Source organism: Leclercia pneumoniae (genome assembly GCF_017348915.1).
Lineage (GTDB): Bacteria > Pseudomonadota > Gammaproteobacteria > Enterobacterales > Enterobacteriaceae > Enterobacter > Enterobacter pneumoniae.
In genome coordinates, this window is the sequence record NZ_CP071383.1 from 2,610,238 (window position 1) to 2,631,480 (window position 21,243).

At 56.4% G+C, this 21,243-nt stretch carries 22 protein-coding genes; 6 read left to right on the forward strand and 16 right to left on the reverse strand.

What is annotated here, in order from left to right; translation table 11 throughout:
- Positions 1-4 precede the first annotated feature (4 nt).
- The 3 genes from JZ655_RS12700 to aspS are packed head-to-tail and all read right to left on the reverse strand — an operon-like array spanning position 5 to position 2,990.
- Positions 5-745 carry a YebC/PmpR family DNA-binding transcriptional regulator gene (locus tag JZ655_RS12700; RefSeq protein ID WP_040075122.1) on the reverse strand — a complete coding sequence of 247 codons (741 nt, stop codon included), beginning with the start codon at positions 743-745 and terminating at the stop codon, positions 5-7.
- Positions 746-772: 27 nt separating this feature from the next.
- Positions 773-1,216, reverse strand: a complete 444-nt coding sequence (gene nudB / locus JZ655_RS12705) for a dihydroneopterin triphosphate diphosphatase (RefSeq protein ID WP_040075121.1) — start codon at positions 1,214-1,216, stop codon at positions 773-775.
- A 1-nt stretch (position 1,217) separates the two neighbouring features.
- On the reverse strand, positions 1,218-2,990 hold the full coding sequence (gene aspS, locus JZ655_RS12710; RefSeq protein ID WP_207291967.1) for an aspartate--tRNA ligase: 1,773 nt from the start codon (positions 2,988-2,990) through the stop codon (positions 1,218-1,220).
- Between the two features lie 264 nt (positions 2,991-3,254).
- Between aspS and JZ655_RS12715 the strand changes: the two genes are divergently transcribed.
- The 5 genes from JZ655_RS12715 to cmoB are packed head-to-tail and all read left to right on the forward strand — an operon-like array spanning position 3,255 to position 6,834.
- On the forward strand, positions 3,255-3,821 hold the full coding sequence (locus JZ655_RS12715; protein WP_207291968.1) for a hydrolase: 567 nt from the start codon (positions 3,255-3,257) through the stop codon (positions 3,819-3,821).
- Complete coding sequence (locus JZ655_RS12720) at positions 3,818-4,636, forward strand: DUF72 domain-containing protein (protein ID WP_207291969.1); 819 nt, start codon at positions 3,818-3,820, stop codon at positions 4,634-4,636. The genes JZ655_RS12715 and JZ655_RS12720 overlap by 4 nt, the downstream gene beginning before the upstream one ends.
- A 50-nt stretch (positions 4,637-4,686) precedes the next feature.
- Positions 4,687-5,082, forward strand: a complete 396-nt coding sequence (locus tag JZ655_RS12725; RefSeq protein ID WP_040075115.1) for an MAPEG family protein — start codon at positions 4,687-4,689, stop codon at positions 5,080-5,082.
- A gap of 40 nt (positions 5,083-5,122) precedes the next feature.
- On the forward strand, positions 5,123-5,866 hold the full coding sequence (gene cmoA / locus JZ655_RS12730) for a carboxy-S-adenosyl-L-methionine synthase CmoA (RefSeq protein WP_040075113.1): 744 nt from the start codon (positions 5,123-5,125) through the stop codon (positions 5,864-5,866).
- Positions 5,863-6,834, forward strand: a complete 972-nt coding sequence (gene cmoB, locus JZ655_RS12735; RefSeq protein ID WP_207291970.1) for a tRNA 5-methoxyuridine(34)/uridine 5-oxyacetic acid(34) synthase CmoB — start codon at positions 5,863-5,865, stop codon at positions 6,832-6,834. The genes cmoA and cmoB overlap by 4 nt, the downstream gene beginning before the upstream one ends.
- A 145-nt stretch (positions 6,835-6,979) precedes the next feature.
- On the opposite strand, the gene cutC is transcribed toward cmoB, so the two are convergent.
- Together cutC and JZ655_RS12745 are read right to left on the reverse strand one after the other, a co-directional pair.
- Positions 6,980-7,723 (reverse strand): copper homeostasis protein CutC, encoded by a 744-nt coding sequence (gene cutC, locus JZ655_RS12740; protein WP_207291971.1) that lies wholly within the window; start codon positions 7,721-7,723, stop codon positions 6,980-6,982.
- 85 nt (positions 7,724-7,808) lie between these two features.
- A complete protein-coding gene (locus tag JZ655_RS12745; RefSeq protein ID WP_046885098.1) occupies positions 7,809-8,369 on the reverse strand; it encodes a VOC family protein in 561 nt (186 codons plus the stop codon).
- 173 nt (positions 8,370-8,542) lie between these two features.
- Between JZ655_RS12745 and argS the strand changes: the two genes are divergently transcribed.
- Positions 8,543-10,276: an arginine--tRNA ligase gene (argS, locus tag JZ655_RS12750; protein WP_207291972.1), complete on the forward strand. Its 1,734-nt coding sequence runs from the start codon at positions 8,543-8,545 to the stop codon at positions 10,274-10,276.
- 35 nt (positions 10,277-10,311) lie between these two features.
- Here the strand turns inward: argS and bglB are convergent, their stop codons facing one another.
- From bglB to cheR, 11 genes are all read right to left on the reverse strand, one after another.
- A complete protein-coding gene (gene bglB / locus JZ655_RS12755; RefSeq protein ID WP_207291973.1) occupies positions 10,312-11,451 on the reverse strand; it encodes a beta-galactosidase BglB in 1,140 nt (379 codons plus the stop codon).
- Positions 11,452-11,461: 10 nt separating this feature from the next.
- Positions 11,462-13,039, reverse strand: coding sequence for an MFS transporter (locus JZ655_RS12760; protein ID WP_207291974.1), 1,578 nt, complete (start codon positions 13,037-13,039; stop codon positions 11,462-11,464).
- Positions 13,040-13,296: 257 nt separating this feature from the next.
- The gene (locus JZ655_RS12765; RefSeq protein ID WP_046885095.1) at positions 13,297-13,827 is read right to left on the reverse strand and encodes a DUF805 domain-containing protein; all 531 of its coding nucleotides are present in this window, start codon (positions 13,825-13,827) and stop codon (positions 13,297-13,299) included.
- A gap of 37 nt (positions 13,828-13,864) precedes the next feature.
- Positions 13,865-14,254 (reverse strand): hypothetical protein, encoded by a 390-nt coding sequence (locus JZ655_RS12770; RefSeq protein ID WP_207291975.1) that lies wholly within the window; start codon positions 14,252-14,254, stop codon positions 13,865-13,867.
- Positions 14,255-14,497: 243 nt separating this feature from the next.
- Positions 14,498-14,890, reverse strand: a complete 393-nt coding sequence (gene flhE / locus JZ655_RS12775) for a flagellar protein FlhE (protein WP_046885093.1) — start codon at positions 14,888-14,890, stop codon at positions 14,498-14,500.
- A complete protein-coding gene (flhA, locus tag JZ655_RS12780; protein ID WP_046885092.1) occupies positions 14,890-16,968 on the reverse strand; it encodes a flagellar biosynthesis protein FlhA in 2,079 nt (692 codons plus the stop codon). The genes flhE and flhA overlap by 1 nt, the downstream gene beginning before the upstream one ends.
- Positions 16,961-18,109, reverse strand: coding sequence for a flagellar biosynthesis protein FlhB (flhB, locus tag JZ655_RS12785; RefSeq protein WP_207291976.1), 1,149 nt, complete (start codon positions 18,107-18,109; stop codon positions 16,961-16,963). The genes flhA and flhB overlap by 8 nt, the downstream gene beginning before the upstream one ends.
- 145 nt (positions 18,110-18,254) lie before the next feature.
- The gene (gene cheZ / locus JZ655_RS12790) at positions 18,255-18,899 is read right to left on the reverse strand and encodes a protein phosphatase CheZ (RefSeq protein ID WP_040075096.1); all 645 of its coding nucleotides are present in this window, start codon (positions 18,897-18,899) and stop codon (positions 18,255-18,257) included.
- Positions 18,900-18,909: 10 nt separating this feature from the next.
- Positions 18,910-19,299: a chemotaxis response regulator CheY gene (gene cheY, locus JZ655_RS12795; RefSeq protein WP_046885090.1), complete on the reverse strand. Its 390-nt coding sequence runs from the start codon at positions 19,297-19,299 to the stop codon at positions 18,910-18,912.
- 16 nt (positions 19,300-19,315) lie between these two features.
- Positions 19,316-20,365 (reverse strand): protein-glutamate methylesterase/protein-glutamine glutaminase, encoded by a 1,050-nt coding sequence (locus tag JZ655_RS12800; RefSeq protein ID WP_207291977.1) that lies wholly within the window; start codon positions 20,363-20,365, stop codon positions 19,316-19,318.
- On the reverse strand, positions 20,362-21,228 hold the full coding sequence (gene cheR, locus JZ655_RS12805; RefSeq protein WP_207291978.1) for a protein-glutamate O-methyltransferase CheR: 867 nt from the start codon (positions 21,226-21,228) through the stop codon (positions 20,362-20,364). The genes JZ655_RS12800 and cheR overlap by 4 nt, the downstream gene beginning before the upstream one ends.
- Positions 21,229-21,243 lie beyond the last annotated feature (15 nt).

Consider the following 21,243-nt stretch of genomic DNA (forward strand, 5'->3'; position numbering starts at 1 on the left):
CTCATCAGAGCGTCGCTGCAACCTCATCAGAGATTTCACCGTTGTGATACACTTCCTGCACGTCGTCGCAGTCTTCGAGCATGTCGATCAGACGCAGCAGTTTTGGTGCAGTTTCCGCATCCATGTCGGCCTTGGTAGACGGGATCATAGAGACTTCAGCGTTGTCCGCTTTCAGGCCAGCCGCTTCCAGCGCATCGCGCACGGCACCCATCTCTTCCCACGCGGTATAAACGTCGATAGCACCGTCATCAAAGGTTACGACATCTTCCGCACCCGCTTCCAGCGCAGCTTCCATAATCACGTCTTCGTCGCCTTTTTCGAAGGAGATGACGCCTTTTTTGCTGAACAGGTAAGCCACGGAGCCGTCGGTACCCAGGTTGCCACCGGTTTTGGTGAACGCATGGCGCACTTCGGCAACGGTACGGTTACGGTTGTCGGACAGGCATTCCACCATGACCGCCGTACCGCCAGGACCGTAACCTTCATAAATGATGGTTTCCATGTTCGCGTCTTCGTCACCGCCCACGCCACGTGCAATAGCACGGTTCAGGGTGTCACGCGTCATGTTGTTGGACAGCGCTTTATCAATAGCGGCACGCAGACGTGGGTTAGAACCCGCGTCGCCACCGCCCAGACGTGCCGCTGTTACCAGCTCACGAATGATTTTGGTAAAGATCTTACCGCGTTTGGCATCCTGTGCCGCTTTACGGTGTTTGGTGTTGGCCCACTTACTATGACCTGCCATAAAAAGTTCTCCAAAAATCGCGCCTTCTCAGGCAGCGTTAATTACAAATTCTTCAATCGCCTGCCGGTTGCTCCACGACTTGGTCAGTGCAGCGGCTTCCGTTGCATTGACCCAGCGGTAGGTCAGGTGTTCGGTGAACACAATCTCCCGTTCGCGGGGGAGCGCGAGACAGAACCAGGATTCTGTATTGCGCTCGGTACCCGGCGCATAGCGATGACGTAAATGGCTAAAAATTTCAAACTCCACCGTGCGCTGACAGTCCTTCAGGGTCAGTTGCTCGCAAGCAACATCGATGGCGACCTCTTCCTTTACTTCGCGCGCGGCGGCCTGCAGCGCGGTTTCTCCCGCCTCCAGGCTGCCGGTAACCGACTGCCAAAAAGCGGGATCATCGCGCCGCTGCAACATCAGCACCCGCTTCGTGTCCTGGGCATAAATGACAACTAAGACAGAAACGGGACGCTTGTATGCCATATCAGTTTTTCTCTTCCTTTTTCACCACTTCGATGCCGAGCTCAGCCAGAGAGGTCGGATTGGCGAAGCTTGGCGCTTCCGTCATCAGACAGGCCGCGGCGGTGGTTTTCGGGAAGGCGATAACATCACGGATGTTATCAGTACCGGTCAGCAGCATGGTCAGACGGTCGAGACCGAAGGCCAGACCTGCATGCGGCGGCGTACCGTATTTCAGGGCGTCCAGCAGGAAGCCAAACTTCTCGCGCTGCTCTTGCTCTTCAATGCCGAGGATACCGAACACCGTCTGCTGCATTTCACCGCGGTGAATACGCACGGAACCGCCGCCCACTTCATAACCGTTAATAACCATATCGTAGGCGTTGGCAATGGCCGTTTCCGGCGCAGCTTTCAGCTCGTCTGCGGTCATCTCTTTCGGTGCGGTGAACGGGTGGTGCATCGCGGTCAGGCCGCCTTCGCCGTCGTCTTCAAACATCGGGAAGTCGATTACCCACAGCGGCGCCCATTTGGATTCGTCGGTCAGGTTCAGGTCTTTGCCAACTTTCAGACGCAGTGCGCCCATCGCGTCGGCAACCACTTTCTTGTTGTCCGCGCCGAAGAAGATCATATCGCCATCCTGTGCGTCTGTACGCGCGAGGATCGCTTCCACGATGTCAGCGTTGAGGAATTTCGCCACGGGGCTTGTGATCCCTTCGATGCCTTTCGCCCGCTCGGTCACTTTGATGTACGCCAGCCCTTTGGCCCCGTAAATCTTAATAAAGTTGCCGTAATCGTCGATCTGCTTACGGCTGAGTGCGGCACCACCTGGTACACGCAGGGCAGCCACGCGGCCTTTTGCATCATTAGCCGGGCCCGCGAATACCGCAAACTCAACCTCTTTCACCAGGTCCGCCACGTCAACCAGCTCCATTGGGTTACGCAGGTCTGGCTTATCGGAACCGTAACGACGCTCTGCTTCGGCGAAGGTCATGATCGGGAAGTCGCCGAGATCGACACCTTTCACGTCCTGCCACAGACCGCGCACCAGCGCTTCCATCACTTCACGCACTTGTTCAGCCGTCATGAAGGAGGTTTCGACGTCGATCTGGGTAAATTCAGGCTGGCGGTCAGCACGCAGGTCTTCGTCGCGGAAACATTTTACAATCTGATAATAGCGATCGAAGCCGGACATCATCAGCAGCTGTTTAAACAGCTGAGGGGACTGCGGCAGCGCGTAAAATTTGCCTTTATGGACGCGGGAAGGAACGAGGTAGTCACGCGCGCCTTCCGGAGTCGCTTTGGTCAGCATCGGGGTTTCGATATCGAGGAAACCGTGATCGTCCATAAAGCGACGCACCAGGCTTGTGATCTTAGCGCGCGTTTTCAGGCGCTGAGCCATCTCCGGGCGACGAAGATCCAGGTAACGGTATTTCAGACGCGCTTCTTCAGTATTGACGTGGTTGGAGTCGAGCGGCAGCGACTCTGAACGGTTAATGATAACCAGATCGGACGCCAGCACTTCTACTGCCCCCGTTGCCATCTCCGCGTTGACGTTTTTCTCGTCGCGCGCACGCACGGTACCGGTGACCTGAATGCAGAACTCATTACGCAGTTCAGAGGCCAGTTTTAACGCATCCGCGCGATCCGGATCGAAGAACACCTGCACAATGCCTTCACGGTCGCGCAAATCGATAAAGATAAGGCTACCAAGATCACGACGACGGTTGACCCAACCACACAGGGTAACCTGCTGCCCGACATGGGTCTGACGCAGCTGCCCGCAATATTCTGTACGCATGAGATATCCCTTAACTTAGCCGACGGCTAAATGTTGCCTGTGATGCAGGCTACTATGTCGCAGCTTTTTGTATGTCACAACTGGATGAAAAAAGGCGGCTATTATACTGGAAATTCCGCCGGACGATAAGAGCGAAGCACGGCCAGAAGCGCGATTGCTGCTCGCATCTTGCATATTCTCACAAAAATTAACAAAAATATCAGACCTGGAACAGGCCTCCACAGCGTAAGGTGTAGCAAAGCTATTTATTTGACTGGAGAAATTATGTTGAACCTCGACGCCACCAAAACCGCCCTTGTCGTGATTGATTTACAGGAAGGGATCCTGCCGTTCGCCGGAGGTCCTTACACGGCGGACGATGTGGTCAGTCGTAGTGCGCGTCTGGCCGACAAGTGCCGGGCCAGCGGGTCACAGGTAGTGATGGTACGCGTCGGCTGGTCTGCCGATTTTGCCGAAGCGCTGAAACAACCGGTAGATGCGCAGGCTCCGGCGCACGCCCTGCCCGAGAACTGGTGGACGTACCCGGTTGCACTGGGTAAACGCGACAGTGATATCGAGGTGACCAAACGCCAGTGGGGCGCATTCTACGGCACAGATCTGGAACTGCAGCTGCGTCGTCGCGGTATCGACACCATTATTCTGTGCGGCATCTCCACCAACATCGGAGTGGAATCAACCGCGCGTCACGCCTGGGAGATGGGCTTTAACCTGATTATCGCCGAAGATGCCTGCAGTGCCGCCTCAGCAGATCAACACCAGGGCAGCATGACGAACATCTTCCCGCGCATTGGCCGCGTGCGTAGCACCGACGAGATCCTTAGCGCGTTATGATCTATCTGGGCCTGCCCCAATGGTCGCACCCGAAATGGGTGCGGCTGGGTATCACCAGCCTTGAGGAGTATGCTCGCCACTTTAACTGCGTGGAGGGCAATACGACGCTATACGCCCTGCCCCGGGCGGAGATTGTTGAACGCTGGCGTGAGCAGACGACCGATGATTTCCGCTTTTGCTTCAAGTTTCCATCCACCATTTCACACACTGCTGCACTGCGCAACTGCGACGATCTCACAGCGGAATTTTTTACCCGTATGGATCCCCTGGCGAACCGCATCGGTCAATACTGGCTCCAGCTCCCGGCAACATTTGGCCCGCAGGGGCTGCCGGCGCTGTGGCACTTTCTCGATACCCTGCCCAAAGCCTTTACTTACGGAGTGGAAGTGCGCCATCCAGCGTTCTTTAATAAAGGCGAAACGGAAAAGGCGCTCAACCGGGGGTTACATGAGCGCGGCGTGAATCGCGTGATCCTCGACAGTCGTCCCGTACACAGTGCCGTACCCCACAGTGAAGCCGTTATCGACACCCAGCGGAAAAAACCGAAGGTGCCGGTGCATGCCGTGGTGACCGCCAGCAACCCGATGGTGCGCTTTATCGGCAGCGATAATATGCAGCAAAACCAGCAGATGTTCGCCGTCTGGCTGCAAACATTAGCGAAATGGCAGCAGACCACCACCCCCTATCTGTTTCTGCATACCCCGGATATTGCCCAGGCCCCGGAACTGGTCGATGCTCTCTGGCAGGCCTTGCAGGACGCGCTTCCGGGCCTGGGTCCTGCCCCTGCCATCCCACAACAATCTTCTCTTTTCTAGCCGCACCCCCTATCATAGAAGTGCCATCTGCCAGATAACAGGGAGTTTGTATGGTCAGCGCGCTGTATGCGGTTTTGGGTGCGTTACTGTTAATTAAGTTTTCGTTCGATGTTGTGCGTCTGCGGATGATGTATCGCGTCTCCTGGGGCGACGGTGGGTTTTCTGAGCTGCAAAGCGCGATTCGTGTGCATGGGAATGCCGTGGAGTACATCCCGGTTGCCCTGATCATGCTGCTTTTTATGGAAATGAACGGCGCTGAGACGTGGATGGTGCACGTTTGCGGTTTGCTGCTGATTGCCGGTCGCCTGATGCATTACTACGGCTTTCACAATCGGTTGTTCCGCTGGCGTCGCTCAGGCATGAGCGCCACCTGGTGTTCGCTTTTGCTGATGGTGCTGGCTAACCTCTGGTATATGCCGTGGGAGTTGGTTTTTTCCCTGCATTAGCGCACAATACGCCCCTTTATTTTTCCCGGATTTTAACGTTATGTCAGATCGCGACACGCTTTTTTCTGCGCCTATCGCCAGTCTGGGCGACTGGACCTTTGATGAACGGGTGGCTGAAGTCTTCCCGGATATGATTCAGCGCTCAGTGCCCGGTTACTCTAATATCATCTCCATGATCGGTATGCTGGCGGAGCGTTTTGTTCAGCCTGACACGCAGGTATACGATCTGGGTTGCTCGCTGGGCGCGGCTACGCTGTCGGTTCGTCGTAACGTTAATCAGCCAGGCTGCAAAATTATCGCCGTGGATAATTCCCCGGCCATGGTTGAGCGCTGTCGCCGCCACATCGACGCCTGGAAAGCCTCCACGCCGGTGGAAGTCATTGAGGGCGATATCCGTGATATCGAAATTCATAATGCCTCCATGGTGGTACTGAACTTTACGCTGCAGTTTTTAGAGCCCGCCGATCGTCAACTGCTGCTGAATAAGATCTATCAGGGGCTTAACCCGGGCGGCGCCCTGGTGCTGTCAGAGAAATTTAGCTTCGAAGATGCCAACGTCGGTGAACTGCTGTTCAACATGCACCACGATTTTAAACGTGCCAACGGCTATAGCGAGCTGGAGATCAGCCAGAAACGTAGCATGCTGGAAAATGTGATGCTGACCGATTCGGTCGAAACGCATAAGGCTCGCCTGCGCAGCGCAGGTTTTGAGCATAGCGAGCTGTGGTTCCAGTGTTTTAACTTTGGCTCTCTGGTGGCACTGAAAGGCGGCGAAGCGGCATGATTGAATTCAGTAATTTTTATCAGCTGATTGCAAAGAATCACCTTTCCCACTGGCTGGAGACCCTGCCCGCGCAAATCGCCACCTGGCAGCGCGACCAGCAGCATGGCTTGTTAAAGCAGTGGTCTAACGCGGTGGAGTTTTTGCCTGAGCTTACGCCTTACCGTCTCGACTTGCTGCACAGCGTTACGGCAGAGAGCGAAACGCCGTTAAGCGCCGGGCAGACGAACCGTATTGAAACCCTGCTCCGTAACCTGATGCCCTGGCGTAAAGGGCCCTTCTCGCTCTATGGGGTGGACATTAATACCGAATGGCGTTCTGACTGGAAGTGGGATCGCGTTTTGCCGCACCTGTCTGACCTGTCAGGCCGCACCATTCTTGACGTGGGCTGCGGTAGCGGCTATCACCTGTGGCGCATGATTGGCGCCGGCGCGCACCTTGCGGTCGGTATCGATCCTATGCAGCTGTTCCTCTGTCAGTTCGAAGCGGTGCGAAAACTGTTGGGTAACGATCAGCGCGCGCATCTGTTGCCGTTGGGTATTGAACAACTGCCTGCCCTGAAAGCCTTCGATACGGTCTTCTCGATGGGGGTGCTTTACCACCGTCGCTCCCCGCTGGAACATCTGTGGCAGCTGAAAGATCAGCTGGTCAACGGGGGTGAACTGGTGCTGGAAACACTGGTAATTGAAGGTGATGAGAACGCGGTGCTGGTGCCAGGCGACCGCTACGCACAGATGCGAAATGTCTATTTCATTCCATCCGCGCTGGCGCTGAAAAACTGGCTTGAGAAGTGCGGCTTCGTGGATGTGCGTATCGCCGACGTCTGCGTAACCTCGACCGAAGAGCAGCGTCGTACCGACTGGATGATCACCGAGTCGCTGGAGCAGTTCCTGGATCCGGCTGACCAGAGCAAAACGGTGGAAGGCTATCCTGCGCCGATGCGTGCAGTACTGATTGCAACGAAGCCGTAATCTCTCCTCAATCAGGGCAAGCGAGGCGGCTAACGCCGCTGCGGCCTGAAATATGCAGGAGAAAAAAAGGCCCCTGTGTAAAAGGCAGGGGCCTGGTACAAACAAGCATCATATTGGGCGACATGATGCGGCGGTAAAAACGTTGCTACACGTGATAACGGTCAATAATCGCTTTCATTACCGCAACCGACTCTCCATCAACGCTATAGCGGGAGTACTCATCCGCCTCGGCATCCGTCGACATAGACAACCCTGTATTGCGATAACGCATGGGCGAGGGTATCCATTTACCCGCTGAGCTATGCAGCTCCTTCACCCCTGCGTCGAGAAACTTATGCAGATTGCCGGCGCGCACGCCTGCTCCTGCCATGATTATTGGAACACCAGATCGGCCATTAAGTTCCGTAATTAATGAAAGACCTTTTTCTGCGGATGCTTGCTGCCCCGAGGTGAGGATCCGCGTGACGCCGAGTTCCGCCAGCTTTTCATAAGCTTGTCGTGGATCGGCACACATATCGAAGGCGCGATGAAATGTTACCGCCATCCCCTTCGCAGCCGCCATCAGCTTGCGCATTGCCGGCATATTGACTTCGCCATCTTCATTGAGCAGGCCAATCACCACCCCCGGAAAGCCCAGCGCGTTGATATGCGCCACATCGTCCAGCATGGCGCTCAGCTCGCCTGAGCTGTAACAGAAATCGCCGCCGCGGGGACGGACAATGGGATGAACCGGAATAGTGACGGCCTCACGCACTGATTTCAGTACGCCATAAGAGGGGGTTAAGCCCCCCTCTTTCGGTGCCGCGCAGAGTTCGATGCGATCGGCCCCCTGTTGCTGTGCGGTCACGGCGCACTCCATGCTGTAACAGCAGATCTCCAGCACTGCCATGATTCCTCCTTAAAACATCATGAATACGGCATCATGCCATGCCCGAACAGGCCGGACACGGCGGTCGCTCACAAACTTCTACGCGTTATGCTTCGCTGGCGACGATCTGCTCGATAGTCCAGGGGTGAAACTTCACCGTCACACTACCGTCCGTCACCGCCAGGGTGGGATTCGGCAGGCGCTCGCGCTCCCCTTTGGGTGAACTGCATTTCACAAAAATCCCCGGCTGGCTTAACCCCTCGTCAGAGAGCAGCGCCAGCGCGCGGGCATTCAGGCCGTCGGGGTCGCCGGGCAGAACGATCTCAATGTGCTCCCACCCTTCATGGGGATAGCGCTTCTCACCCGGCCATGGCAGCTCCACCACGTCAAATTGCCAGTGGGCGACGCAGACGGGCTCATGCAGTTTAAACAGGCAGATTGGGCGGCCATTAATGATGTTTTCAGAGAGCAGCTCGCCGCACTGTTCAAAGCCTCGACGCCAGCGCTCGGCGGTGGCATTCTGGTGGCAGCGCAGGGAGATATGGTCTGCCGCCAGCGGAGCGATCTCTAGCCCCAGGCGTTGAGTCAGCGCGTGAAAATCGCGGGTAAAGCGCGGCAGGTCGGCGCGGATGTCCTGCAGTTCGTCAATGGATTGCCAGTTCGCCATTATTATTACTCGTCCTATCGTACAAAACGGTTAATTTACTCTGTTGCGCGCCGCCCACCAACCGCTGATTTGTCCGGTGCTGACGGCAAGAGGCAATTGCAGTATACTCCCGGCCTCATTCTTAAACTGGCGCGGATGGTTGGTCTGCCGCAGCAAAAAAGTAAGGTATCCAGGTGAATATTCAGGCACTTCTCTCAGATAAAGTCAGTCAGGCACTGATTGCCGCAGGCGCGCCTGCGGATTGCGAACCTCAGGTTCGTCAGTCAGCAAAAGTACAGTTTGGCGACTATCAGGCAAATGGCGTGATGGCCGTAGCTAAAAAACTGGGCATGGCGCCGCGACAACTCGCAGAGCAGGTACTCACTCATCTGGATCTTGACGGTATCGCCAGCAAAACTGAAATTGCCGGACCGGGCTTTATCAATATCTTCCTCGACCCGGCCTTCCTTGCCAGCCACGTTGACGCGGCGCTGAAATCTGACCGTCTGGGCGTAAATCAGCCGGCAGCACAAACCATCGTGGTGGACTACTCGGCCCCTAACGTGGCGAAAGAGATGCACGTAGGACATTTGCGCTCCACCATCATCGGTGATGCGGCCGTGCGTACGCTTGAGTTCCTGGGCCACAAGGTAATCCGCGCTAACCACGTTGGCGACTGGGGTACCCAGTTCGGGATGCTCATCGCTTATCTCGAGAAGCAGCAGCAGGAAAATGCCGGTGAAATGGCGCTGGCAGACCTGGAAGGTTTTTACCGCGAAGCGAAAAAACACTACGACGAAGACGAAGCCTTCGCCGAGCGCGCGCGTAGCTACGTTGTTAAGCTGCAGGGCGGCGACGAGTACTTCCTGCAGATGTGGCGTAAGCTGGTGGACATCACCATGTCCCAGAACCAGATCACATACGACCGCCTGAATGTGACCCTCACCCGCAAGGATGTGATGGGTGAAAGCCTCTATAACCCTATGCTGCCAGGCATTGTGGCCGATCTGAAGGCCAAAGGGCTGGCGGTCGAGAGCGAAGGTGCGACCGTGGTCTTCCTTGATGAGTATAAAAACAAGGAAGGCGAACCTATGGGCGTCATCATCCAGAAGAAGGATGGCGGCTATCTCTACACCACCACCGATATCGCCTGCGCCAAATATCGCTACGAAACGCTGCATGCGGACCGCGTTCTCTATTACATTGACTCTCGCCAGCACCAGCACCTGATGCAGGCGTGGACTATCGTGCGTAAAGCCGGTTATGTGCCGGACTCCGTACCGCTGGAACACCACATGTTCGGCATGATGCTGGGTAAAGACGGTAAACCGTTCAAAACCCGCGCTGGCGGTACGGTGAAGCTGGCCGATCTGCTGGACGAAGCGCTGGAGCGTGCGCGCCGTCTGGTGGCGGAAAAGAACCCGGACATGGCGGCGGACGAGCTGGAAAAACTGGCTAACGCGGTCGGTATCGGCGCGGTTAAATATGCGGATCTCTCCAAGAACCGTACCACGGACTATGTGTTCGACTGGGATAACATGCTGGCCTTCGAAGGCAATACGGCCCCTTACATGCAGTACGCCTATACCCGCGTGCTCTCCGTATTCCGTAAAGCGGCAGTGGATGAAGCGGCCCTTGCCGCCGCAGCGGTAGTCATCTCTGAAGATCGTGAAGCCCAGCTGGCAGCACGCCTGCTGCAGTTTGAAGAGACGCTCTCTGTGGTCGCCCGTGACGGTACCCCGCACGTGATGTGCTCATACCTGTACGACCTGGCTGGCCTCTTCTCTGGCTTCTACGAACACTGCCCTATCCTCTCTGCCGAGAGCGAAGCCGTGCGTAACAGTCGCCTGAAGCTGGCGCAGCTTACGGCGAAGACCCTGAAGCTGGGTCTGGATACCCTGGGTATCGAAACCGTCGAGCGCATGTAAAAAAACAAACCCGGCAATCGCCGGGTTTTTTCTTATCAGAAGTACTTTCGCAAATACTCCGTCAGACAGAGTATCGCCATGGCCTGACCATACGGCATGGAGGTGAGCGGTATCTGGCGATAGAACTCCAGATCGCTGCCCATCCCGGTACCGAATGAGGTTTGCAGCAGCTCCCCTTCCGGCGAAATGTTTTTCACAATGCCGCGAATCGCTTTTTCTGCCACCCCGGCATACTCTGCGCCGACGTACCCTTTGCGCACCGCCTTCAGGATCCCGTAAGCAAAGCCTGCCGTGGCAGAGGCCTCCAGATAGGAGTCAGGATCGTCGAGCAGCGTGTGCCAAAGGCCACTCTCATCCTGGCATTTAGCCAGCGCAGCGATTTGCGCATTCAATACCTGAACCAGATAACGGCGCACCGCATCCTGTTTCGGCAGATCCACCAGCTCCAGGAAATCCGGGATCACAATGGTTAACCAGCTATTGCCACGCGCCCAGCGCGCCCTGGCAAAGTTGTGCTGGCCGTCGTAATTCCAGCCGTGGAACCAGAGGCCGGTCTCCCGATCCATCAGGTTCTGTACGTGCAGCAGGAACTGGTAAACCGCCTCTTCCACATACTCGGGACGATTGAGCAGCTTGCCGATTTTTGCCAGCGGCAGCACGGTCATCATCAGGGTGTCATCCCACATCTGCTGATGGTTCTCTTCCGCCAGCGTGATGTGCTGCATGCCACCATGATCGGTACGCGGCATCTCGTTCATCGCCCACTCCGCCCAGCTCTCCAGCCAGGGCAACCAGGCCGGATTGCGGCTCTCTTCATACCGGTAGGCCAGGGTCAAAAAGGGTGACATCGTATTGACGTTCTTGGTGGTGGCCCCTTCGTTGAAGCGGTCGCGGAACCAGCTGTCGATGATATCGCGCATCCCTTCATCACCGGTCTGGCAGTAGTACTGCCAGATACCGTAGAGACCAACGCCGTGCGTCCACTCCCACCCCGCCCAGCCTTTGGTATCGATCACGCGCCCGTCGTCCAGCCGCAGTAAAAACTCACCGGTCTTATCGTGAATGTTCACCAGGTTATGCGTCACCTTTTCAATCAGCGACTTCAGTTCATCCCGGGCGATAAACCGCTCTGGCTGACGCAGTAATGGGCTATGTTTGACAGGCCAAACCTTCATATTCTTAACCTCAGTTATATGTCGAATTCAGTGATGCACGATGTTTCAGAGACGGCGCAGCGGGCTTGTTGCGGTTCAGATAACCGATATTGTTGTTACCCCACAGACACTCGTAAGGCATACCGGCCAGCATTTCCACGGTGGCGCGCGCTTGCGGGGTTGCCGCTTCAGGAATTGCCCGGCCACTTTCACGCATTTTTGCCGTCTCTTCCCGCAGGACACTGTGGGTCTGCAGATTGAGTTTGAAGCGCAGAGAGACCAGGAAGCCGCAGATCAACACCAGAATAGTGCCCACGCTTAAGATCATCAGAATGGTGTGACTCACCCCTTCAGCCTGCACTTTCTGGCCGCTGACGAAGCCGGACATCTGCATCACAATCCCCACCAGCATGACCGCACCCGCCTGGGACGCTTTACGGGTCAGCGTCATGATGCCAGCGAAGATCCCTTCGCGGCGTTGGCCGGTCACGACCTCATCCACATCGGCGATGTAGGTATAGGTATTCCATGGCACATAGTTGATCCCCCCGCGACCCAGGCCCGCAACCGCAGAGATCAGCAGCAGCAGAGAGTAGACGTCGCTTAAGCCGGCATAGTAGAGACCCGCATAGGAGAGCGAGGCCAGACCAAAGAGCACAACAACCATGCGATACGAAGGCGCCGGTCCGAAGCGGATGCAGAGCGGGATCATGGCGATAACCGCGATGAACTGGAAGATAGCCATGGTGCCCAGCAGGTTAGAGGCCATGGAGGCTTCCTGCATCAGCACAAATACGACGTAGTAGGTGAATACGGCGTTGAACACATCCTGCGCGATATACCCCCCAAGATACATCCCCAGATGCTGGCGGAAGATCTTGATGCGCAGGGTTGAGCTCAATTCGGTGATCAGGCGGCTCAGGCTCTGGCTCAGGGTCAGGCTCTTCTTCTCTTCTTCCGCACGCAGGGCCGCTTCGCTCCACTCTTCACGCGGTCGCTCCCAGGTGAAGAACCAGACGAAGGTCAGCATCAGGGCGCAGAGCACCGAGAAGACCAGGCTGGCATAGAAGAAGGAGATCGGGTTGTCTTTGCCGAATGCGGTCAGCAGGACACCCGGCAGGAACGAGGCGAGAATCGCTGACATCTGCGCCATAGAGATACGGGCGCCAGAGAATTTGGTCTTCTGTTTGAAGTCATCGGTCATCTCCGGTACCAGGGTCTCATACGGCACCAGAATCATGGTGTAGACAATATCAAACACCAGATAGGTGAGCAGGTAGTACCAGAAGCTCATGTCACCGACCCACATCAGCGAGTAGCTGAAGACGCACGGGATACCCAGCAGAATAAAGAATTTGCGACGGCCAAAGCGTTTGCCAAGCCAGGTGGTGCCGAAGTTATCGGTGAGGAAGCCCATCAGCGGACTCACCACCGCATCCAGCACCCTTGCCGCGGCAAAAATAAAGGTGGCTTCGATAGGGGTAAGGCCACAGAAAGTGGTGTAGAAGTATAAAAGCCATGCGGCCGTCAGCGCGGTGGTGCCGGCCCCAAGAAAATCGCCTGATCCGTAGGCCAGGTAGTTTGTGAGTCCAATTTTACGTGTTTTCATTGCCGTCAACCCTGTAAGTTTTGGGAGACTCCCTGACAACCACATTCTTTACGGGAGTGATTACACGGCTACAGTAAGAGTATCACCAGTGGGATACCTTTCTGTTTCTGCCACCCGGGGAAACCATCTGGCAAAAATGCAAAGAGACTCACTACGCGTGTCACTGATTTATAAAACAGTGTTTCTTTTGCTTCAAAAGAGAGGGTCAGAATTGCGAGCCAGTCATCAGATTCGCCTGATGACTGGGCAAAAAGTGATCAGAGCAGTGCGCCTGGGCGGCGGGTATCAGGGCGGGGTTCATTACCAGGAACCGTCGGTTTACAGCATAGCCAGAGGAGAACACAGGACATCACGGTCCCCGCTAAGCTCGCCATGGGGATAACCCACAGGTTGACGGCATTAACTGGCAGGAGCCGCGAAGCCAGAGTAATCAGCAGCGGCAAGCCAGCCAGTTTCGCGAAAAGCAGCCCGCCGAACCACCAGCCCGATTTACCGATATCGTGCATCCGGCGGATCCCCGCGGCTACGATCGGCGGCAAGAGCACCAGCGGGGCAAGACCGCCAAGCGGAAGTAAGACGTACCAGCCCCACACCAGCAACATACCGCCACGGCCTGTCTCGTCCGTCACGCTCAGGGTCAGACCCAAATAGGTCAGCACCGCTATGAATAATAAAATAATAATATTGATGAATATAAATAACCAGAACGCACGCCGTGTCGAACGCCCCCGGTAATCCCCTATTTTCTTCCAGCCTTCGGTGTAGCATTCCATCGCCGTTTTATTCATTTTCCTTCCTTGTTTGTGTGTTAGTAAAAGAGAGCGCTCAGGTTTCTAGCCGTTTGGTTAATAACAGTGAGGCCACCTTCAGGATCTCCGAAGCAATTAACAGACTGAACGCAAGGATGACGCTGTGAATATTCAGGCCGTTCAAAACCCAGGGTAAAAAAGAGACCGATGGCACAACCATCAACAGCCGCAACGGCGTTTGCCCCAGCGCCAGCCAGCGGGCGTAATACGGCCGGCAGAACCACAGGGCGGCAGAGACCCCAATGGAGAGCGTGGTGACGAACGAGAGAATAAATCCCCCTATCAGCCAGCCACCGCCCCCATGCTGCGTATAGAGGTCGCTGAAGCTCATCACATCATCCACCAGCGGGATGCGCTGCTGAACAAGATTTTCCGTCAAATACCCTGCGCAATATAACGTATCCATTGCGCCCCAAAACAGAGAGGCCTTAGATAAATGCCGCATTCCCTGTGCCCTTTTCGTCGTGCTAATTATTTTTGTGAGTTATCAAAAACAGAATATAGATAAATAAAATACCGGAAACTTAGATCGCCAGTATATTCGCAGGGGGACAATTATCTACTTAATTGCATTATTACCAGGGGCAGGCGGGGAAGTGTGGCGGAGGGAAATAGCGCTGCCGCCCCTGAGTGGAGCGGCAGCAGCGGATTAGCGGTAGTTGACAATCACTTCGTTACGCTGAATTTTCAGGGCCGGGATCAGGCGACCACCGCCCGGCACTTCCCAGATAAACCGCAGCGGCTCGGCAGCCGGTACGTTATTGAATGCATGGGTGGTGCCGCTCTGTCCGTCCAGCTCGGTACAACGGGATTGCGAACAGAGACGCGCCCGCAGCCCTGCGGGAATCGGGCCATTGAGCTCATAGCGCCAGGCCACCAGCGTCATCAGACCGGAGACCGGCTCACTGGCCGACAGTGGCCTGGAAGAGGCAGCCACTCCCCGGTTGTTCAGGGTCAGACCGATACTGCTGGCCTGCCAGCTCCCCTCACCCGCCGCCTGCGCCATAAAAGGTAAAACCAACAGCCAGAGTAATTTGCGCATTACTGGCCTCCAATGGTGGCGGTCATACGAATATGACGGTTGTCCGACAGCTCGAGATTCGACAGAACCACCAGCTGCGGCAGGCTGCGACGCAGGAAGCGCGAGAGCAGTGGACGCAGCGCATGGTTGACCAGCAGCACCGGCGGTGCCCCCAGCATCTCCTGACGACGCAACGCTTCTTGCGACTGAGCCAGCAGGCGATCTGCCAGCCCAGGCTCCAGACCACCGCCGCCCTGCAATGCCTGAAGCAATAGACGTTCAAGCGGCGTATCAAGGCCAATCACCTGCACCTCGTCGTTGCCCGGGAACCATTGTTGAGTTATGGCACGACCCAGCGCCACGCGCACCACCGCCGTCAGTTCATGCGGATCGCTTTGCAGCGGCGCGTGCTCGGCCAGGGTTTCCAGAATGGTACGCATATCGCGGATAGGCACCTTCTCTTCAAGCAGATTCTGCAGCACTTTATGCAGCGTGGTGAGGGTCACTACACCCGGCACCAGATCTTCCGTCAGCTTCGGCATCTCCTGGGTGACGCGGTCAAGCAACTGCTGCGCCTCCTGGCGACCGAACAGTTCGGCCGAGAACTGGCCAATCAGGTGGTTAAGATGGGTTGCCACAACGGTACTGGCTTCCACCACGGTGTATCCCTGAATTTGCGCCTGCTCTTTCAGGGCGCTCTCAATCCAGATTGCCGCCAGGCCAAACGCCGGGTCAGTGGTCTGCTCCCCTGGCAGCGTCCCCGCCGCCGTGCCTGGGTTAATGGCCAGCCAGCGCCCCGGATAAGCATCACCACTGCCAATCTCAACCCCTTTCATCAGGATACGGTAGCGAGCAGGTGGCAGATCCATATTGTCGCGGATATGCACTACCGGCGGCAGGAAGCCCATATCCTGGGCAAACTTCTTACGAATACTGCGAATACGCCCCAACAGCTCACCGTCCTGCTGGAAATCAACCATCGGGATAAGGCGGTAACCCACCTCCATACCCAGAGAGTCTTCCAGTTGAACATCATTCCAGGTCGCTTCAACCGCCTGGCTGTTCTCCGGCATTTTCACCGGCGCCGGCTCCGCCTTCGGTTTGGTTTCACGTCCGCGCAGCCACCACGCCAGCCCCAACAGCGCACCGGTGAAGAGCAGGAAGACAAAGTTAGGCATGCCAGGTACCAGACCCAGCAGACCCAGAACGGCGGCGCTCAGCAACATCACGCTCGGGTTGCTGAACAGCTGGCCAACCATCTGCTGACCCACATCCTGGTCAGTAGCCACGCGGGTAACGATAACGCCCGCGGCGGTAGAGATAACCAGCGCAGGGATCTGTGCTACCAGGCCGTCACCAATGGTCAGCAGCGTATAGCTTTCGGCGGCATGTCCCATATCCATACCGTGTTGCAGAACCCCAACCAGCAGCCCCCCCACCACGTTGATCACCATGATCAGGATCCCCGCGATGGCATCGCCACGCACGAACTTACTCGCCCCGTCCATCGAGCCGTAGAAGTCCGCTTCCTGGGTCACTTCCGAACGGCGTTTTTTCGCTTCATCTTCGGCGATCAGCCCGGCGTTCAGGTCGGCGTCGATCGCCATCTGTTTGCCCGGCATTCCGTCCAGCACGAAACGCGCGCCCACTTCGGCGATACGTCCCGCACCTTTGGTAATAACCATAAAGTTGATGATAACGAGGATCACGAACACCACGATGCCGATGGCGAAGTTGCCGCCCACCAGGAAGTGGCCAAAGGCTTCCACCACTTTACCCGCTGCCGCAGCCCCCGTATGGCCATCCATCAGGATGATACGGGTTGAGGCCACGTTCAGCGCCAGGCGCAGCAAGGTGGTAAACAGCAGAATGGTTGGAAACGCGGCAAAGTCCAGCGTGCGCTGGGTGAACATCGCCACCAGCAGCACCATAATGGACAGTGCAATGTTAAAGGTAAAAAGCAGATCGAGGATGAATGCCGGCAGCGGCAGTACCATCATCGACAGAATTAGCAGGATGAGAATCGGGCCGGCAAGGATTTGCCATTGCGTCGATTTCAGGTTGCCGGGCAGGCGCAACATTGCCACCAGATTAGCCATCAGTGTCCTTCTCGTTCAAAAAATCCAGCGCTTCAGGCACTGGCAAATTCACCGGTTTCACAGGTTGTTGACCGCCGGCCAGACGCCAGCGCTTCAACTGCCAAACCCACGCCAACACTTCCGCTACCGCGGCATAGAGCTGACCTGGGATCTGCTGTCCAATTTCAGCGTGGCGATAAAGGGCACGCGCCAGCGGCGGCGCCTCCAGCATCGGCACGCGATTTTCACTACCAATCTCACGAATTCGCAGGGCGATAAGACCTGCCCCTTTCGCCACCACCTTCGGCGCGCTCATTTTGTTTTCGTCGTACTGCAAGGCCACGGAGTAGTGCGTCGGGTTGGTGACAATCACGTCCGCTTTTGGCACATCCTCCATCATGCGGCGTCGGGCAGCGGCGCGCTGCATTTGACGGATACGCCCCTTCACGTGCGGGTCGCCTTCCATCTGCTTATATTCGTCACGGATATCCTGGCGGGACATCCGCAGTTTTTTGATGTGGCTGTAAATCTGGAAGATGACGTCAAAGCCCACCATCGGAATGATCGACAGCACCACCAGTAGAGCGCACAAGCCAACCAGGTTGAGGGCATTCGAGATGGCGGTAACGGGCGATTCACTGATCAGCCGCATCATGTCAGGCCAGTGCAGCCACAGATAGAAGCCTGCGGCGCTGCCCATCAACGTCGCTTTCAGAATCGCTTTCAGCAACTCGGCACCGGTCTGGGCGGAGAACATGCGTTTAATACCGGGCAGCGGGTTAAGCTTGGAAAACTTAGGCTGCAGCGATTTACCGCTAAAGACCAGCCCGCCGAGCAGAACCGGGGAGATAAGCGCCACCAGAACCACGCCGACAATCAGCGGCAACAGCGCCACCATAGCGCCTTTAATCAGCAGAATAATCTGTCCGAGGATCAGGTTGGGGTCGTTAACCATACTGTGGTCAAAACGCAGCCCGGCCGAAAGCATCCCTGCCAGCCTGCGGGCAAGAGACTCCCCGCCAAACCAGATAATGCACACGCCTACCACTAAAATGAGCAGGGAGGTGAGTTCTCTGGATCGGGGTATTTGCCCTTCCTCACGCGCTTTATCAAGTCGGTGGGGTGTGGGGGCTTCTGTTTTGTCGTCGCTGTCGTCTGCCACGGCAAGCGTCCCGCAGGTAGAAGTTTGGCAATATCATGCCAGCCGCCTGCAAAGCTAATGGGCAGAGTAAGGGTCAAAAAGGGCAGGTTTTTCGGATATAGGCAAAAAAGCTCCGGTTTCGTTGCCAAAACCGGAGCGATTCAGATTAGAAACCTAAGCTGTCCAGCAGGTCGTCGACCTGATCCTGGCTGGCAACCACACCGGCTTTGGTGGTGTCGAGCTGCGGGCCATTGAGCAGGCTTTCGTTTTCACGCTTCGGACGGGCGGCAGGCTCTGGCATATTTTCCAGCAGTACCATCAGCAACTGACGCTCAATCTCCTGGATCACATCCATCATCCGCTTGATAACCTGACCGGTCAGGTCCTGGAAATCCTGCGCCATCATGATGTCCAGCAGCTGGGCGTTAGTGAAGCTGGTATGACCCGGCACCGCTTTCAGATACTGACGGGTGTCCGTCACCAGCTCACGCGCATCAGAGAGCTCAATCGGGTCTTCGAACCACTCATCCCAGCGTTTGGTCAGGTCTTTGGCGCCCTTCTCCATCTCGTCCTGGTGCGGCTGAGACGCTTCAACGCTGTTCAGCGCACGTTCAGCCGCCTGAGCGGTCATCTGTACCACATAATCGAGACGGTCGCGCGCATCCGGAATCGCTTCCGCGGCTTCGGCAATCGCCTGATCCAGACCCAATTCGCGCAGACTGTCGCGCAGCATGCGCGTCAGGCTACCGATACGGGCTATGATTTCGCTGGGTGAATGCTCCTCAGCGGGTTTAATTGCAGGCTGCATCATATTCACCACCTTACATGCCGAGTTTCTCGAAGATCTTGCCGAGTTTCTCTTCCAGGGTTGCAGCAGTGAACGGTTTCACTACATATCCGCTTGCCCCCGCCTGTGCGGCAGCAATAATGTTCTCTTTCTTGGCTTCTGCGGTCACCATCAGCACCGGCAGCGCAGACATATTGCTGTCGGCACGAATGGTTTTCAGCAGCTCCAGACCGTCCATGTTAGGCATGTTCCAGTCAGAGATGACAAAACCGAAGCCGCCCGCCTGCAGTTTGTTCAGCGCATCTACGCCGTCTTCTGCTTCTTCAACGTTGTTGAAGCCCAGCTCTTTCAGCAGGTTGCGCACGATGCGACGCATGGTGGAAAAGTCATCCACAACCAAAAATCTGAGCTCTTTGTCCGCCATAAAACTACACTCCTCTTTAAATACGTATTGCCTGTCCGGCACTGATTTTTGCCAGCATCTGCTGGCTTACCTGGCTAAGATCGACCACTTCGCTCACGCCACCCATATTGATGGCCTCGCGCGGCATGCCGAACACCACACAACTTGCTTCATTCTGCGCAATCGTCCAGGCGCCAGCCTGGTGCATTGCAAGCATTCCGGCGGCACCATCGTTGCCCATCCCCGTCAGGATCACCCCAACGGCGTTGCGCCCCGCATGTTTCGCCACCGAATGAAACAGCACATCCACCGACGGACGGTGCCGGTTAACCGGCGGCCCGTCATGAATTTTGATTTGATAGTTTGCGCCACTGCGCGCCAGCTCCATGTGCTTATCGCCCGGCGCGATGTAAGCATGTCCCGGCAGCACGCGCTCGCCATCTTCCGCCTCTTTAACGCTGATCTGGCACAGTTTGTTCAGACGCTCAGCAAAAGAACGGGTGAAGCCCGGCGGCATATGCTGCGTAATCAGAATACCGGGGCTGGAGAGCGGCAATGGCTGGAGTACATGGCGAATTGCCTCTGTTCCCCCGGTTGACGCGCCAATAACCAGCAGTTTTTCCGAGCTGAGCAGCGGCCCCGCTTTCAGGGTCGCCGGTGCGGCAATCGGCTTATGCGCCGCAATCTGCGCCCGGGAGGCGGTGCGGATCTTCTCCGCGATCATCTCGCTGTAGGCCAGCATGCCTTCGCGGATCCCCAGTTGCGGTTTGGTGACAAAATCCACCGCCCCCAGCTCCAGGGCTCGCAGCGTAATTTCAGAGCCCTTACCCGTGAGCGAGGAGACCATCAGCACCGGCATCGGGCGCAGACGCATCAATTTTTCCAGGAAATCGATGCCGTCCATCCGCGGCATTTCGACATCCAGCGTCAGCACGTCGGGATTGTATTTTTTAATTAAATCCCGGGCGACCAGCGGATCGGGAGCCGTTGCCACCATCTCCATGTCACTGTGACTGTTGATAATTTCGGTCATGATCTGGCGCATCAATGCCGAATCATCGACTGACAAGACCCTGATTTTACTCATGCTTTATCCTTACTCAGCGCATATACCGTTTGCCCACGCAGGCTAAACTCACGCACGAGGTTGCTGAAGTTCTCCGAGTGCCCGGCAAACAGTAATCCGTCCGGCTTGAGCAACGGTACAAAGCGACGCAGAATCTCCTGTTGCGTCGTTTTGTCGAAATAGATCATAACGTTACGGCAAAAAATTGCGTCAAAGGGTCCCGGCACGTTGTACTGCTTATCCAGCAGGTTCAGTTGGGTAAACTCCACGTTGTTGGCCAGCTCCTGACGCACCCGCACCAGCCCCTCGTGCGGGCCGGTACCGCGCATGAAGTATCGCTGTAGCTGCTGGGGCGACAGCGTTTTCAGCTCATCCTGACGATAGATACCGCTTTGCGCCTTTTGCAGCACTTCGGTATCGATATCGCTGGCGAACACTTTCCAGCGCCCCGGCGCGGTGCCGAGCGTATCCGCCAGCGTAATCGCCAGTGAATAGGGCTCTTCTCCGGTTGAGGCCGCCGCGCTCCAGACCCGGTACTCTCCGCTACGCCGACGAGCATGCTCCGCCAGCACCGGAAAGTGATGGCCTTCGCGGAAAAATGCCGTCAGGTTGGTGGTCAGCGAGTTGATAAACGCTTGCCACTCCGCGCTGTTCGGGTTTGCTTCGAGCATGCCCAGGTAGCGGCCAAAATCGTCCAGTTCCAGGGTCCGCAACCGCCGAACCAGCCGGTTGTAGACCATGTCGCGCTTGTGATCGGCTAGCACGATCCCGGCACGCTGGTAGATTAACTGACATATCCGACGGAAATGCGCATCGGACAGCGCGAGGCGCTGTGTCATCTGCAAAAGTAATGACGATTGCCCTGAGGGCAGAGATGATGTCATAGCGCCTTCTTTATC